Source organism: Chryseobacillus diguaensis, assembly GCF_049220665.1.
GTDB lineage: Bacteria > Bacillota > Bacilli > Bacillales > Bacillaceae > Metabacillus_B.
Genome location: NZ_JBMKNV010000001.1, coordinates 112,637 through 127,337, shown reverse-complemented (window position 1 = coordinate 127,337; position 14,701 = coordinate 112,637). Strand labels below are relative to the sequence as shown.

The following is a 14,701-nucleotide window of genomic DNA, read 5'->3' as shown; positions in this document are numbered from 1 at the left end:
TCCTTTGTGTATGTGGAGTCAGTTTTTTTATTAAGCTCTCTTCTAATATCACAAAAAAAATGCATTTGAGAAGTTTAAAGATGCATGTTTTCTTGTTTCTTCCATTCCCTTGCAAATAACAATTATCTTGGAGAATAGATTACTGTACTGTATAGCCGCCGTCAAGGACGACAGCCTGCCCTGTAACCCCTTTTGCTTTGTCGCTTGATAGAAAAACCGCATAGTCTGCAATTTCCTGAACGGACAAAAGCCTTTTTTGAGGGACCAATGGGTAGATCACCTCTTCGAGGGCTCTTTCAAACGGTACATTTCTTGTTTTTGCAAGATCGGCCAGCTGATTTTGAACAAGGGGAGTATCGACATATCCTGGACATAGGGCATTTACTGTAATACCATATTCCGCTCCTTCAAGTGCAGCCACTTTTGTTAATCCAATTACTCCATGTTTTGCACTGTTATATGCTGCTTTCCCTGCAAAACCGATAAGGCCATTGATCGATGCCATATTAATAATTCTGCCGAATCGTTGTTTCTTCATTAAAGGAAATGCATGTTTAATGGCGATAAACGGAGCCGTGAGCATGACTTTTATAAGAAACTCAAATTTGGCAGTGGGAAATTCCTCTATCGGAGAGACATGCTGCAAACCGGCATTATTCACTAAAATATCTAATTTGCCATGCTCTGCTGAAATTTTTTGAAATAATTTCAGCATTTGCTCTTCCTCTGTGACATCACAATGGATAAAACTCGCCTGAAAACCGCTTTCTTTTAATTTCTCAGCTGCCTCTTGCCCTGCTTCCGCATTCACATCTGAAATAATGACTGCGGCCCCTTCTTTTGCAAATTCCTTAGCCGTTTCAAAGCCAATTCCGCTGGCTGCTCCTGTAATAAGTGCTGTTTTGTTCATCAGTAGCTGATTCATATAGGGTATCCTTTCTGCCTTTTTACCTTATTTCGCTATTTCAAGGTCCTGACCTAAAGTAAATGCTGCTTTTGTTTTTTCATATACTTCCTCCATAGTAGCGCCTTCCTGAAGCTCAACAAGTATCATCTTTCCATCTGAGAAATCAAAAACAGCAAGATCCGTTATTAGTCTGTGTACGACCTGCTTTCCTGTGAGCGGAAGGGAGCAAGCTTTTTTCACTTTAGATTCTCCGTATTTATTTACGTGTTCCATGATAACCACTATTCTTTTTGCTCCATTAACAAGATCCATTGCCCCGCCCATACCTTTAACCATTTTTCCCGGAATCATCCAGTTAGCAAGATCCCCTTCTTCTGAAACCTCCATCCCTCCGAGGATAGCAAGATCGATATGCCCTCCCCGAATCATGGCAAAGGATTCCGCGCTGTCAAAATAAGATGCTCCAGAAATGCTTGTTACTGTCTCTTTTCCAGCATTAATTAAATCAGGATCTACCTGGCTTTCTGCTGGATAAGGGCCAATACCAAGCAGTCCATTTTCCGACTGGAGTAGCACTTGAAAACCCGCAGGTATTTCATTTGCCACAAGTGTGGGCATGCCGATTCCAAGATTCACGTTCATTCCATCTTTAATTTCCTTTACTGCACGCTGTACCATTTTTTGCCTGTTATCTTTCATTTTCGTGCCTCCTTTACTTAACCTCAAGCACCGTACGCCGCTCAATTCTTTTTTCATAGCCGCTTCCTTGAATAACATGCTGCACATAAATACCAGGGGTATGAATTTCATCAGGATCAAGTTCTCCAATCCCGACAACCTCTTCCACCTCTGCTATGGTTATTTTTCCAGCCATCGCTGCAGCAGGGTTAAAGTTACGAGATGTTTTGCGATACACCAGGTTTCCTAGCGGATCGGCTTTCCATGCCTTAACAAGGGCAAAATCGGCCGTTATTCCTCTTTCAAGAATATACATTCTTCCATCAAATTCCTTGTGCTCTTTTCCTTCTGCAACAAGTGTTCCTACGCCTGTAGCTGTGTAAAATCCAGGAATTCCTGCTCCTCCTGCTCTCAGCCGTTCAGCAAGTGTTCCTTGAGGAATTAATTCAACTTCCAGTTCTCCGCTTAAATATTGTCTTTCAAATATCTTGTTTTCTCCAACGTAAGACGAAATCATTTTTTTAATCTGCTTATTGGCTAGCAGAAGTCCAAGTCCCCAATCATCAACACCGCAGTTATTGCTAATAACAGTCAGATCTTTGACTCCTTTTTCTTCAAGGGCCAGAATCAGTTTTTCAGGAATTCCGCAAAGTCCAAACCCTCCGACCGCAAGCATTGCCCCGTCTTTAATCTCTGCTGCCGCTTCATCAAATGAATGCATCACCTTACCCTGTGACATTATTCCACTCTCCTTTACCAACCATAATTCTTAAATTGTTACAATCTCTTACTAGTTTAACGTCCACGGATACTCCCGCTAAGTTTTATTTCAATCCAGTTAAAGAATAGATTCCAATAATCACAAATACAGCAAGCGTTTTCAAAATGGTAATGGCAAAAATATCACGATAGGACTGGCGATGAGTGAGTCCGGTTACAGCTAGGAGCGTGATGACTGCTCCGTTATGCGGCAGTGTATCCATGCCGCCTGAAGCCATGGAAATGACCCTATGCATTACTTCTGGGGGAATTCCGAATTTTTGAATGGCTTCCAAGTACTTTTCAGACATTGCACTTAATGCAATTCCCATCCCTCCTGAGGCTGAACCAGTAATCCCAGCAAGAGTTGTCGTTGTAACTGCTCCATTAACAAGAGGGTCTGTAAACGTATTTGAAATTCCGCTGCTGACCACTTTAAATCCAGGCAAAGACGAAATAACACCGCCAAACCCATATTCTGCTCCTGTGTTCATTGCAGCGAGCAGCGCACCGCTGATTCCGATATTAATGCCCTGCTGGAAATTAGTTGTCACACCTTTCCAGTTGTAGGCCATCGTTGCAAAAATCCCGATAAGAAGAGCTAACTCAACGGACCAGATTGCTACTACTGATGAAAGCTCTACTTTACCGAAAGCATCAAGATGTATTGAAGCAAAGTCAAAACCATTCGGATACCATTTTGGAAAAAGAATGGTAAATACCTTATTCATGACACCTACAAGAACAAGCGGCACAAATGCCAGTATTTGACGTCCTACACTTGTTTCTGAATTTAAATTAATAGGTGCATTTTTTTCAGCAGCCAGATCATTTTCTGCACCTGCTGCTATTTCGCCTTCAAATCCATAGTACCCTTCTCCTGCTTTTGCTGCTTTTTTACGTCTGTTCTCCAAATACAGCATACCTAGAATAAATACAAATAATGCCCCAATAATACCTAGCCAAGGTGCAGCATAAATGTCTGTTTTGAAGAATGTAGTGGGAATGACATTTTGAATCTGCGGAGTTCCAGGAAGGGCATCCATCGTAAACGTGAAAGCTCCCAAGGCAATCGTACCCGGAATGAGCCGTTTTGGAATATTGGCTTCTTGAAACATATTTTTGGCAAATGGGTAGACCGCAAAAACGACAACAAACAGGCTGACTCCGCTGTAAGTTAAAATGGCTCCCATGAGAACAATAGCGAGGATGGCCCGTTTTGCTCCCACTAGCTTAACGATCGTTTTAGCAATCGATTCTGCAAGCCCGGACATTTCGACCACTTTTCCGAAGATTGCCCCTAATAGAAAGACCGGGAAATATAATTTAATAAACCCAACCATTTTCTCCATAAAAACATTAGAGAAAAACGGCAATACAAATCCTGGATCTGTCAGCAATACGGCAAACAGCGCACAAATCGGAGCAAACAGAATAACCGAAAATCCCCTGTACGCGACAAACATTAAAAGTCCCAAAGCTAAAAGAATAATAATGATTTCCAAACAAAATCCCCCCTTATTGTTTATTATATTTTTTAAGCAGATAAACAGTAATCGTTTTCAGTTATTAAACAGCTTTTTTCTGCTTATCATTTATATAAGCAAGAAGCGTGCCAACAATTCGAATTTTTATAAATATTCAAATAACCTTGTTATCTAGAGCTTATATATACATATTAGATACTCAATATTCACATTCTATTCCGAAAAACCGGAAAAATAAGAGGTGTATTTTCCGTATTTACGGAATTTTCCGGATTTACGGAAAATGAATCAACAATTCCCCAACTTAAAAAAGGACTTTCCTCAGAGGTCAGCCCATTTTCGGTTTAAATGTTTTACCTATTATTTTCTGCCAGTTTGATCACTCTTTGACCATCCGGCAGTCTTAGCTGCTCAACTGTTTTCAGGATGAGATGAACAGCATTATCTGTATCTCCATCAAACAATTGAAAATTTAATGAGCTCTGTATATGCTTAAAGTGAGTATCATATTCTTCTTCAGCATTTATTTGGGCTGACCAGTGAATTTTCGGAATGGATATAATATATCGGCCATCAGTTGTCCGGTGCACAAATAGTTCCGCAGTGATGGTTTTGGATAATTCTATGTTTTCGGCTATGTCAATCACTATTGATCCTCCGATCTAATGATTCGATTGCTATCGTCGTACCGTAATTGATATAAAATACATTATTAGTATGAGATGTCCACCATTAAACATCTATCATCTTATATCAAACTTAATAATACTATTATAAACTGCTTCCATTTAAATTTTGAAAAATCCGGCTCGCAGTCAGATGACCAGAGGAGTAATAATGTGGAAAAAGAAAAAACAATCAGTTCTAAGTATATTCAGCAGCATCTTGCCAATGAACGGACATATCTTGCATGGATTAGAACCGCAATAGCTATTGTGGGAATCGGCTTTTTGATTACCAATCTCCATTTCAACTTTATGTCGAAGGCGTCAACTGAAGACAATACCCTAACCATTATTATCGGACTCTTTTCTATCACCTGCGGATTTTCTCTTATCCTGTTCTCTACGTTTGATTATATACGAAAAACAAAACAAATAGATGAGCAGACATTTCTTCCCTCAAAACATATAGTGATATGGCTTTCCGCATTGCTTGCTGTCATAGTCCTTATTTTCTCCCTGTATTTCTTTCTGATCCTTTGATTTTTCAGTGAAGCAGGACGAGTAAAAGCATCTAATAACAGGAAATATTAAAATAATTCCCCTATCTAGACTAGCCAAAATAAATAAGACAAAATAAAACACCTACAAAAGGATACACTTATTTGATACCCTAATAAAAAGGAAAACAGCTGATCCTTATATTAGTAACGCTGATTAAACAAAAGGAACTCCTGATCATTAGGAGTTCCTTTTGTTTAATCCAATTTGTCTTTGCTGCTGTAATCTGCTTCATATTCTATAAAGTCCGGACCTCTATTACCGGCCATAATTCCATGATAGCTAATATCAAGTCCGATTTCTTCTTCCTCTTCACTTGCGCGAAGCGGCACAGCAAACCGGATAGCTTTAAGAAATAGCCATGTGGCTAAAAATCCCCAAGCCGATAGAACGATGAGGCCAATCAACTGTACACCAAGAAGGTGCCAGCCGCCTCCTGTAAAAAGGCCGCCATCCATTGAAAATAATCCTAAAGCAAGCGTACCCCACATACCGGACACTGCATGTACCGGAAAAGCGCCAACAGGATCATCAATTTTCTTCGCATCCAGCCAAGCGGTTGCACCCATCATGAGCAGACCTGATACAGCACCAATCAATATAGCAGCATGGTCACTGACAAACGCACAGCCTGCTGTAATGCCAACAAGGCCAGCAAGAGATCCATTAATAACAGAAGGAGCATCAGATCGATTGTACCGAAATAATGTATAAAGAAGTGTTACTGCCCCTCCAGAGGCTGCAGATATCATCGTAACAACTGCGATATGCCCTATTCGTCCATCTGTTGCACTCAATGTACTGCCTGCATTAAATCCGAACCAGCCAAACCATAAAAGAAAGGCTCCAACCGAGGCAAGAGGCAAGTTACTAGGTAAAGCAATTGAGCTTGTCCCTGAGGCAGTATATTTTCCTTTTCGCGGACCAATCATAATTGCTGCAGCCAAAGCAGAGAAACCTCCAAGAGAATGGATAACAGCTGACCCTGCGAAATCAAGCATACCTAATTTACCGAGCCATCCTCCACCCCACACCCAATGCCCTGCAATTGGATAAATAACAGCTGTCATTGCAATGACATATAACAAGTAAGCTCTAAAATTAATTCTTTCTGCAACGGCTCCAGAAACAATAGATATAACAGCAATAGTAAATGCTGTTTGGAAAAGCCAATATGTGTCTATAGAAACGGGAACTTTTAAGTGGGATAAATCTCCGCTTATCAAAAATCCGCTGGAGCCGATTACTCCCAAAAAGTCTTTTCCATACATAAGTCCAAATCCAAGCAGGTAATAACAAAGCGTACCAAGCGTAATGTCTGCAAACACCTTCATAATAATATTGACATTGTTTTTATACCGGACAAATCCTGCTTCAAGAAGAGCAAATCCCCCCTCCATAAGAAGGATCATTGCAGCAGTCAAAACAACCCAGGTAGTGTTCAGGCCAGAACCAAGTTCATGGACGCTCAAATAGAAGCCCTCCCCTCTTTAAGCAGCTGAATTTCCTCTATTAATGCAGGAGAAAGAACAGCATCATCTCTTCCCGAATTTTCTTTCAATTCATCCAATACTTGATCAATGTCTCCCATGCTTCTTTTGATCATTTCTATTTTTTTAAAACGGTCTTTAACATAAACCATATACTCAACAGCTTGATGGTGAATCGGAGGCCTCCCGGTAAAAAATTTTCGGATAGATGATAATGATTGATACATTGCTTCTTCCGCTCTTCTCTTCTGCTCATACTTATCAATTTTCTGTTTAATATCTTCTATTTCCCTGCTTTTCATTGATTTCAGTTTTTCTAAAAAATCCTTAAATTCAACTTCCGTGACTTGGAACACAACACGACCATACAAATCGTCGATCACATTCATGTTAGATCTCCTCACATATCATGTTAAGTTATATTATATGAATCCATTAAGTCTGAGTCAATCTTAAAGAATATATCATTTGCAATAAAGGAATATTTATTTAGTTAGAAATGGAGTGAAATGAAGGAAAAAGAAAATAAAGCTGAACATAAAAATGCTCAGCTTTATTTCTGGGGAGTTGACTAAATGAAATTATCCAGTAGTAATAACTTCATCCTGTTTCTTTAGCGAATCGATATTGGATTGGGTGTCATCAACATTCTTTTGAACTGCTGTAATATACATTTCAAGAAGTTTATGAATCTGTTCTTCTCTTTCAAGCCATTTATCTGTGAAGTCAAGCATGTTTTGGCCAAGTGATCCTGCAGAGGGACTCGGGAGTTCCAGAGCCTGTAAAGCGCTTTTTACATTGTTTAGCTGTGCGGTTACATGGGCATGATTGAGTTTAATTTCTGCCATTATAACCACCTCTTCTTCAAGGCATTCAGCTCATTCCCAATATCATCAGCCAGGTGCTCGCCCATTGCCGCAATGCCACTTATCTTACTGGCTGCCTGTGCTGCAAAATCTGCTGAAGCTTTTTCCATCTTCAGGAGGGCAATTTTATTTCCGATTGAAGCTTTATAGCCATCATAATCATTGTTTAATATAGATGACATTGTGTTATAAGCTGCCTCCCGGTCCTGCTGAAAATAATTAGCTCTTGAGCCGGTCCAAAGCTTTCCAAGATCAGGCTGTTTTATTTTTTTTATTTCACCTAATCCTGCATTTTGTTCATGCTCAATCTTATTTTCAGCTCTCTCAAGCCTTTGGATTTGCTCTTCAATATATGCTGAAGCACTTGAAATATTGGAACTGATTGACTTTAAAACATCTGAAGCATCCACGTTCGTCACCTCTGTTTTTTCTTTTGTCGAATAAAAGACTCTTTTAGAAAATTTTATCATTTATTCCCAATACGACCAATCTGCAGAAAGTCCTCCGTTTATAATTTGAATAAAAATTAAGTATGAAAAATTTACTATTTAATACCCTTCTTAGCGAGAGCTATAACCCTCTTAAATGTAAAAAACACCCTTTTTATCTCCTTTATTTTGGAACGATAAACTTATTCTGTGACCTCTTATTCTATTTTTCTCCATATGTACATAATGCGGTATATGAACTTAGAGAAGCAAGAGTTATCAGTTGCCATTTTGCTGTTTATTTAAGGCTCTTTTCTTAAACTTTGCTGCTCATCACCCTATTTTTAGTTCAACAAACCATCGATTAGGCAAGAACTTTAAGAAAAGATGCCCCGAAGCCAGACTAAATGCGTGATAAGAGCTTATACGAAAAGCAACAAACTCTGCGAAAACAGCCTTAGAAAAGATGCCACAAGCATTTCTTCATCCGTGTACTAAACCTATACGAATAGAAGCAATCTATGCGATAACAGCTTATTTAAAGTTCCTCATTTACTCTCCCTTTTCCTAAATGATTACATTTTTATAAGATTCCCACCTAAAGTTTTCTATGATTCTTGCTGTGACTGGTTAGATAATTTAAGATGAATGAAAGAAAGATTTTGTGGAGGTATCCCTAAAATGGAGTCCTATGCGACACAGAATGATGGCATTTTCAAATCTGTTTGTCCGCTTGATTGCCCTGATCAGTGCGGACTTTTGATTCATAAAGAAAATGGAAAAGTGATTAAAGTCCAGGGAGATCCGGATCATCCTGTTACAAAGGGGAGTATTTGCAACAAAGTTCGTCATATGACCGATCGGATTTACGCTCCAGACAGGCTCAAATATCCCCTTAAAAGGATTGGCCCCAAGGGTGAAAAAAAATTCGAGCGAATCACTTGGGACGAAGCCATTAGAACCATTGCAGACAAGTGGAAAAAATTAATAAAAGAATATGGTCCAGAAAGTATCCTTCCTTATAGTTTTTATGGAAACATGGGAATTCTGTCAGCAGAAGGACTTGATCGCCGTTTTTTTCATTATTTGGGGGCAAGCAAGCTTGATCGCACGATTTGCAATTCAGCTGGCTCAGCAGGGTATCGTTATACGATGGGCGGAAGCTTTGGGATGGATCCAGAAAATACGATTCATTCTAAACTCATCATTTTTTGGGGGATTAATGCGGTCAGCACCAATATGCATCAAGTAGCCCTTGCACAGCAGGCTAGAAAAAATGGTGCGAAAATTGTCGTAATTGACGTTCATAAAAATCAGACCGGCCGGATGGCAGACTGGTTTATCCCGATTTTACCAGGAACAGACAGTGCACTAGCACTTGGGATGATGCATATTCTTTTTAAAGAAAATCTTGCTGATGAATCGTTTATGGAACAGTATACAGTTGGACAACAAGAACTTAAGGAACATGTGAAACAATATGATCCCAATACAGTCTCGGTCATTACCGGTGTGTCTGTTGAAGATCTTTTAAAACTTTCCAGGATGTATGGTGAAATATCACCTTCCTTTATCCGCATCGGGAACGGCCTCCAGCATCACGACAATGGAGGCATGAACGTTCGCACGATTGCCTGCTTGCCTGCTCTAACTGGGCAATGGTTGGTGAAAGGCGGCGGTGCTCTTAAAGGAAACTCCGGTTTTTTATCTTTTAACGGTACAGCTCTTGAAAGGCCAGATCTGCTTCTTAATAAAAAGACCCGCACAGTGAACATGAATCAGCTAGGCCAGGCACTTCTTGAACTTGATCCTTCCGTCTTATCCCTTTTTGTTTACAACAGCAATCCTGCCATTGTAGCACCTGAAGCGAATAAGGTGAAACAGGGTTTAATGAGAGAGGATCTATTTACTGTAGTGCATGATTTATTTCTAACTGAGACAGCAGCCTATGCCGATCTCATTTTGCCCGCTTCTGCTTCTTTTGAAAATATGGACTTTTATACGTCATACTGGCATCACTACATGCAGCTTCAGCAGCCAGTTTTGGAAAAGTACGGTGAATCCAAATCAAATGTTGAAGTGTTTCGTCTGTTAGCAGATGAAATGAATTTTCCAGAAGAACTCTTTGCTTTGTCAGAAGCAGACTTGATTCGAGAGGCTCTGGATCATTCAGATAACCTTTATTTAAAAGGGCAAGGATACGATGATTTAAAAATCAAACATTATATTAAGGCAGAAAGAGGAACTCTCTTCCCTGGAAAACTTAATACACCAAGCGGTAAAATCGAGCTTTACTCAGAAAGAATGGAAAAAGACGGGTATCCCCCGCTTCCAACATACTCTCTTCTTTTGGAGGAAAGTGATCTGCCTTTCTTATTTGTACCAGGCCCAAATCATAATTTCTTGAATTCGACGTTTGCCAATAACAGAAAACATCAAGAACTTGAGAAATCTCCAAAACTTCATATAAATATAAAAGATGCCATCGATTATGGCATTCATAATGGAGATACCGTTAGAATTTCGAATCATCGCGGTGAATGTGAACTCATTGCTGCTACTGGAGAAAAAGTGCTTCAAGGAGTACTTGTCAGTCAAGGCCTATGGACATCACAGCCTGGATCCAAACAGTTAGTAAACACTTTAACACCTGACAGACTCTCTGATATGGGAGGAGGAGCCGTCTTTTTTTCTGGACGCGTGAAGATGGAAAAAATCAAAAAATAAGGCTTTTTTCTTAAACTTTATTGCTTCTCACTCTAAATTTCAGCTGCAGGATGCTTGATTTGGCAGGAACTTTAAGTAAAGATGCCCCGAATCAAGTTAAAATGCGTGATAAAAGCTTTTACGAACAGCAGCAATCTCTGCAAAAACAGCCAAAAATAAATCGGCTTATGCTGCCGGTTCATTTTTTCAATGCTCTTTTCACTCTTATTATTATAAACAAGAGCCTAAGACCCATCAGGCAGCGTTTCTTCAAACCATAGTTAAAAAAGTTTTAGAGCAAAAAATTAAAACCGCTTCTCTAAAATGAGAAGCGGCACTATGTGAAAACTCTTATGGAGTTGAGTTTTAGCTGTTTTTAGTTAAAGTAACCGTAATTTGCTGTTTTTTTCCATCCCTGTAAACTGTCATAGTCACTTTATCACCTAGTTTTTTCGTGTATAGAGCTTTTTTAAGTTCAGTGGAATCCTGAATATTTTTACCGTCTATCGCTGTTATAAAATCCTGTTTAGCAAGACCTGCTTTGTCAGCAGGAGAATTGTATTGAACCTGTTCAACCATTACGCCATTTGAGACATTTGCAGGAAGTCCAAGCGTTTGACTCATGAATTGCTGAGGTATTTGAGAAGCGTCAATAAGCGAAACTCCAAGGAATGGACGCTCAACCTTGCCATCTTTTAACAGCTGATCTGCAATTGGCATTACATCCTTGCTTGGAATGGCAAATCCAAGTCCTTCAACACCGCTTTCGCTGATTTTCAAACTGTTGATGCCGACAACTTCACCATTCATATTAATCAGCGGTCCGCCGCTGTTTCCCGGGTTAATCGCAGCATCTGTCTGCAGTACATTCAGCTGCCAATCTCCTGCAGAAGTTGTAACACTAACACTTCTGTCTTTTCCGCTTATAATTCCTTCCGTCACCGTTCGTGAAAATTCAAGACCAAGAGGATTACCGATCGCAATAACCCTTTCTCCAGTTCGCAGATTAGCCGAATTGCCGAAAGGAGCTACAGCTTTGACATCCTTGCTGCTGATTTTCAGTACAGCCAAGTCAGATAAAGTATCTGCCCCAACAAGCTCAGCATCTGCTTTTTTTCCATCTGAAAGCGTGATTTGAAGAGATTGTGCTCCTTCAACTACGTGGTTATTCGTAATAATAAAGGCTGAGTTTCCGCTCTTTTTAAAAATGACTCCTGATCCGCTGCCTTTTTCCTGTGTTGATTGGTTACCTGTATCATCAAAACCCTGCTGCTGATTCGATACCCCGACAATTGCCGGAGAAAGGCGGTCCACAATGTCTGCTACATCGTTTGAATTAGAGGTTTGCGAAACTGGCTGGGCCTTCTTTGTGAAATTTGAAGAAGCATTAGAGGTTTCTGTTGTTTGCGGTGCTGAAACTTGTGAAGCAGGCTGGTCCTGATGCTCCACATACGGATAAACCCCAAGAACAATCGCTCCTCCTACTACTCCGCTGATTACTGAGGAAGTTACCGACTTCCAAGGAAAGGTTTTTCTTCTGCGTGCAGTTTGTTCTGAATTGTCATAATATCCCATTTTAATGCCCCCTACTTTAATTTATTAATTTAAAAATACTAGGAAACTTTGGAATAATAATCAAAAGAATGTGGGAAATTATGAAACTGGTAGGTATATAGACTTTTTTTTAAATCTGTAAATTTGAAAATTTTCACATTTATTTGCTAGGTTGCTATGATAACATATTTTTTTACCTTGTAACATAAACGTTTAACCTGCTTTTAGGGAGGATCATTTTATGTTTTTTCAAGTATTTCAGAGACAATTCAGCACAGTTTACAACCTGGCTTTCTCCTTTTCCTCATGGCGCTTGCCCCAACGGTCATGGCTGAAAGGCACAAGCATGCTTCGAATTCATTTGCAAAATGACTGCACCCTGAATATTTTTCATAACAGTGTTCTTTTTGAGGGCTGGGATTTGTTTGGAGATAATAGATTCATTTTCGTTTATATCCCTTCCTGGGGAAGATTATGATTTTTCAATGTAATGTCTATAGAAAAAACCATCACTTTTTTTGCAGTGATGGTTTTCTATAGGATTTTAATCAGCTCAGAGACTTTTACAAACCGATACCCTTTTTCCTTAAGAGCAGGAATAATTTGTTTAAGGGCTTTAACTGTTTGCTTCCGGTTTCCTCCCCCATCATGCAGAAGAATGATATCTCCATTTTGAACGTTCTTTATTACACGTGAAGCGATCACACCACTTCCTGGCATGGACCAATCCTCCGGATCCTGATTCCAGGACCACATAATGATTTGATAGCCTTCATCTGCTATAACCTTAAAGGCAGGCCAATCCAGTATTCCCCCAGGGGGTCTGAAAAGCTTCGGCCCGAACGGCTGTAAAGCTCGAATTTCCTCTTCAGAGCGATTAATTTCGTTTAAAATGTTTTCTTTTTTTGTTCTATACAAATAAACATGATTCATTGTATGATTACCGATTTCATGACCTTCCAGTTCAATTCTTTCTGCAATATCAGGATAATTTTGCAATTTATCTCCAATAGCAAAAAAGGTAGCTTTTATATTATTTTCTTTCAAAATGCTTAAAATTTGCTTTGTATATTTAGGATGAGGACCATCATCAAAAGTTAAAGAGATAACCTTTCCGCTTGATCGATTATCCCAGTAAACCCGCCCTGTTTTCTCTAAGTCTTCTCTTTTAAGGATTGTACCTTGGGCAGAAGGAGGAATAAAGCAAAAAAAGAAAAAGAGAAGCACCATGACTTTTTTTAATTTGCTCATCATTTACCCGCCCTTCCTTCAAGTTTTTTATCGTAAAGATTTAGGTTCAAGTAGTATTTAACAATCCATTCATTTCTACACCCTTTTAGAGAAAAAGGCTTATATATGGCAAATGAAAAAGACAGAGGATTGAAGGCTCTGTCTTCTTCATTTTACTTCAACAATTAGAAAAGAATTGTACCGCCTATTATACCTATTAATACAATGACCCATGGTGGCAATTTCCAAAAGGCGAGCAGACTGAACAGGATTGAGGCAAAAGCAAAATCCGCTGGTGAGAAAATCGAACTCGTCCAGATCGGCTGGTAAAAGGCAGCAATCAAAATACCCACCACAGCTGCATTAATTCCCTGCAAAGCCCCATTCATATTTGGATTTTTCCTAAAATCGTTCCAAAAGGGAAGAGCTCCGATAATTAGAAGAAATGCCGGCAAAAAAATAGCAGCCGTCGCAAGGAGTCCTCCCTGCCATCCTCCAATGACGGTGCCTATGTAAGCGGCAAAGGTGAAAAGCGGACCGGGTACTGCCTGGGTTGCTCCATACCCTGCTAAAAATTGTTCTTTTGTAAGAAGCCCTTGAGGCACAAATTCTCTCTCAAGAAGAGGCAGGACAACATGTCCTCCGCCAAATACAAGCGAACCGGAACGGTAAAAACCGTCTATCATTTCAATCCATATGTTCGAAAAAGCATAGCTTAAAACAGGCAAGCCAGCCAATAGGGCGATAAAAATAATAAAACAAATCATTCCTATTTTTTTAGAGACAGGAAAGTGCAGACTCTCAAACACTTCTTGCTGATCTTCTTTTTTAAAGAAAACATATCCAATCAAACCCGCAAAAACGATGATGCCTATTTGTGCAAAAGAATATGGAAGAAGCAGGGTAAGAACAATAGCACTGAGAGCAATTCCTTTTCTCGGTAAGTCAGAAGCCAAATTTTTACCCATTCCAAGAACAGCGTGGGCTACTACTGCTGCGGCTACAAGCTTTAGGCCATGTATCCAGCCGGCGCTTCCAATATTTGCACCATTCAGAATAAGTGCAAATAGTATTAAAGCAGCTGCTGAAGGAAGTGTAAAACCTAGAAAAGCAGCAATTCCACCTCCTATGCCACCCCTCAAAACACCGATGCCAATTCCCGCTTGGCTGCTGGCAGGACCTGGAAGAAACTGGCACAGAGCTACTAGATCACCGTAGCTCTTCTCATCCAGCCATTTTCTTTTCTTTACATATTCCTCATGAAAATACCCTAAATGGGCGATGGGACCTCCAAAGGAAGTGAGCCCAAGCTTTAATGAAACCAGCAGGATTTCAAAAAAAGATTTAAACTTGTTCATCCACTAATAATCCTT

At 39.7% G+C, this 14,701-nt stretch carries 14 protein-coding genes; 2 read left to right on the top strand and 12 right to left on the bottom strand.

Annotated elements, in window-relative coordinates; genetic code table 11:
- Positions 1–139: 139 nt before the first annotated feature.
- The 5 genes from ACOT8F_RS00635 to ACOT8F_RS00615 all read right to left on the bottom strand — a co-directional run bounded on the left by ACOT8F_RS00635 (position 140) and on the right by ACOT8F_RS00615 (position 4,478).
- The gene (locus tag ACOT8F_RS00635; protein WP_421649622.1) at positions 140–925 is read right to left on the bottom strand and encodes a 3-hydroxybutyrate dehydrogenase; all 786 of its coding nucleotides are present in this window, start codon (positions 923–925) and stop codon (positions 140–142) included.
- Between the two features lie 27 nt (positions 926–952).
- Positions 953–1,606, bottom strand: coding sequence for a 3-oxoacid CoA-transferase subunit B (locus ACOT8F_RS00630; RefSeq protein WP_421649621.1), 654 nt, complete (start codon positions 1,604–1,606; stop codon positions 953–955).
- Positions 1,607–1,619: 13 nt separating this feature from the next.
- The gene (locus tag ACOT8F_RS00625) at positions 1,620–2,324 is read right to left on the bottom strand and encodes a CoA transferase subunit A (RefSeq protein ID WP_421649620.1); all 705 of its coding nucleotides are present in this window, start codon (positions 2,322–2,324) and stop codon (positions 1,620–1,622) included.
- A gap of 85 nt (positions 2,325–2,409) precedes the next feature.
- Complete coding sequence (locus ACOT8F_RS00620) at positions 2,410–3,849, bottom strand: GntP family permease (RefSeq protein WP_421649619.1); 1,440 nt, start codon at positions 3,847–3,849, stop codon at positions 2,410–2,412.
- A 335-nt stretch (positions 3,850–4,184) separates the two neighbouring features.
- Positions 4,185–4,478, bottom strand: coding sequence for a YueH family protein (locus ACOT8F_RS00615; RefSeq protein WP_421649618.1), 294 nt, complete (start codon positions 4,476–4,478; stop codon positions 4,185–4,187).
- A gap of 192 nt (positions 4,479–4,670) precedes the next feature.
- Here ACOT8F_RS00615 and ACOT8F_RS00610 point away from each other — a divergent pair, with 192 nt between their 5' ends.
- Positions 4,671–5,036 (top strand): YidH family protein, encoded by a 366-nt coding sequence (locus ACOT8F_RS00610; protein WP_421649617.1) that lies wholly within the window; start codon positions 4,671–4,673, stop codon positions 5,034–5,036.
- Positions 5,037–5,251: 215 nt separating this feature from the next.
- On the opposite strand, the gene ACOT8F_RS00605 is transcribed toward ACOT8F_RS00610, so the two are convergent.
- The 4 genes from ACOT8F_RS00605 to ACOT8F_RS00590 form a co-directional block, all read right to left on the bottom strand.
- Entirely contained in the window at positions 5,252–6,526 is a 1,275-nt protein-coding gene (locus ACOT8F_RS00605; protein WP_421649616.1) for an ammonium transporter, read from the bottom strand.
- A complete protein-coding gene (locus tag ACOT8F_RS00600) occupies positions 6,523–6,933 on the bottom strand; it encodes a hypothetical protein (RefSeq protein WP_421649615.1) in 411 nt (136 codons plus the stop codon). Before ACOT8F_RS00600 ends, ACOT8F_RS00605 begins: the two co-directional genes overlap by 4 nt.
- Before the next feature lie 192 nt (positions 6,934–7,125).
- Complete coding sequence (locus ACOT8F_RS00595) at positions 7,126–7,392, bottom strand: YwqI/YxiC family protein (RefSeq protein ID WP_421649614.1); 267 nt, start codon at positions 7,390–7,392, stop codon at positions 7,126–7,128.
- Entirely contained in the window at positions 7,392–7,880 is a 489-nt protein-coding gene (locus tag ACOT8F_RS00590; protein WP_421649613.1) for a DUF5082 domain-containing protein, read from the bottom strand. The genes ACOT8F_RS00595 and ACOT8F_RS00590 overlap by 1 nt, the downstream gene beginning before the upstream one ends.
- A gap of 639 nt (positions 7,881–8,519) precedes the next feature.
- Between ACOT8F_RS00590 and ACOT8F_RS00585 the strand changes: the two genes are divergently transcribed.
- Positions 8,520–10,565 carry a molybdopterin-dependent oxidoreductase gene (locus ACOT8F_RS00585; RefSeq protein ID WP_421649612.1) on the top strand — a complete coding sequence of 682 codons (2,046 nt, stop codon included), beginning with the start codon at positions 8,520–8,522 and terminating at the stop codon, positions 10,563–10,565.
- A gap of 345 nt (positions 10,566–10,910) precedes the next feature.
- Here the strand turns inward: ACOT8F_RS00585 and ACOT8F_RS00580 are convergent, their stop codons facing one another.
- The 3 genes from ACOT8F_RS00580 to chrA all read right to left on the bottom strand — a co-directional run bounded on the left by ACOT8F_RS00580 (position 10,911) and on the right by chrA (position 14,686).
- Positions 10,911–12,119 (bottom strand): S1C family serine protease, encoded by a 1,209-nt coding sequence (locus tag ACOT8F_RS00580; protein WP_421649611.1) that lies wholly within the window; start codon positions 12,117–12,119, stop codon positions 10,911–10,913.
- A gap of 513 nt (positions 12,120–12,632) precedes the next feature.
- Complete coding sequence (locus ACOT8F_RS00575; protein WP_421650012.1) at positions 12,633–13,349, bottom strand: polysaccharide deacetylase family protein; 717 nt, start codon at positions 13,347–13,349, stop codon at positions 12,633–12,635.
- A 164-nt stretch (positions 13,350–13,513) separates the two neighbouring features.
- Complete coding sequence (gene chrA / locus ACOT8F_RS00570) at positions 13,514–14,686, bottom strand: chromate efflux transporter (RefSeq protein WP_421649610.1); 1,173 nt, start codon at positions 14,684–14,686, stop codon at positions 13,514–13,516.
- Between the last annotated feature and the right edge of the window lie 15 nt (positions 14,687–14,701).

Coding starts and splice junctions, on each gene's coding strand:
- ACOT8F_RS00595 (WP_421649614.1), bottom strand. CDS start 7,392: ATGGCAGAAATTAAACTCAATCATGCCCATGTAACCGCACAGCTAAAC.
- ACOT8F_RS00635 (WP_421649622.1), bottom strand. CDS start 925: ATGAATCAGCTACTGATGAACAAAACAGCACTTATTACAGGAGCAGCC.
- ACOT8F_RS00590 (WP_421649613.1), bottom strand. CDS start 7,880: ATGATAAAATTTTCTAAAAGAGTCTTTTATTCGACAAAAGAAAAAACA.
- ACOT8F_RS00630 (WP_421649621.1), bottom strand. CDS start 1,606: ATGAAAGATAACAGGCAAAAAATGGTACAGCGTGCAGTAAAGGAAATT.
- ACOT8F_RS00625 (WP_421649620.1), bottom strand. CDS start 2,324: ATGTCACAGGGTAAGGTGATGCATTCATTTGATGAAGCGGCAGCAGAG.
- chrA (WP_421649610.1), bottom strand. CDS start 14,686: ATGAACAAGTTTAAATCTTTTTTTGAAATCCTGCTGGTTTCATTAAAG.
- ACOT8F_RS00580 (WP_421649611.1), bottom strand. CDS start 12,119: ATGGGATATTATGACAATTCAGAACAAACTGCACGCAGAAGAAAAACC.
- ACOT8F_RS00600 (WP_421649615.1), bottom strand. CDS start 6,933: ATGAATGTGATCGACGATTTGTATGGTCGTGTTGTGTTCCAAGTCACG.
- ACOT8F_RS00575 (WP_421650012.1), bottom strand. CDS start 13,349: ATGAGCAAATTAAAAAAAGTCATGGTGCTTCTCTTTTTCTTTTTTTGC.
- ACOT8F_RS00585 (WP_421649612.1), top strand. CDS start 8,520: ATGGAGTCCTATGCGACACAGAATGATGGCATTTTCAAATCTGTTTGT.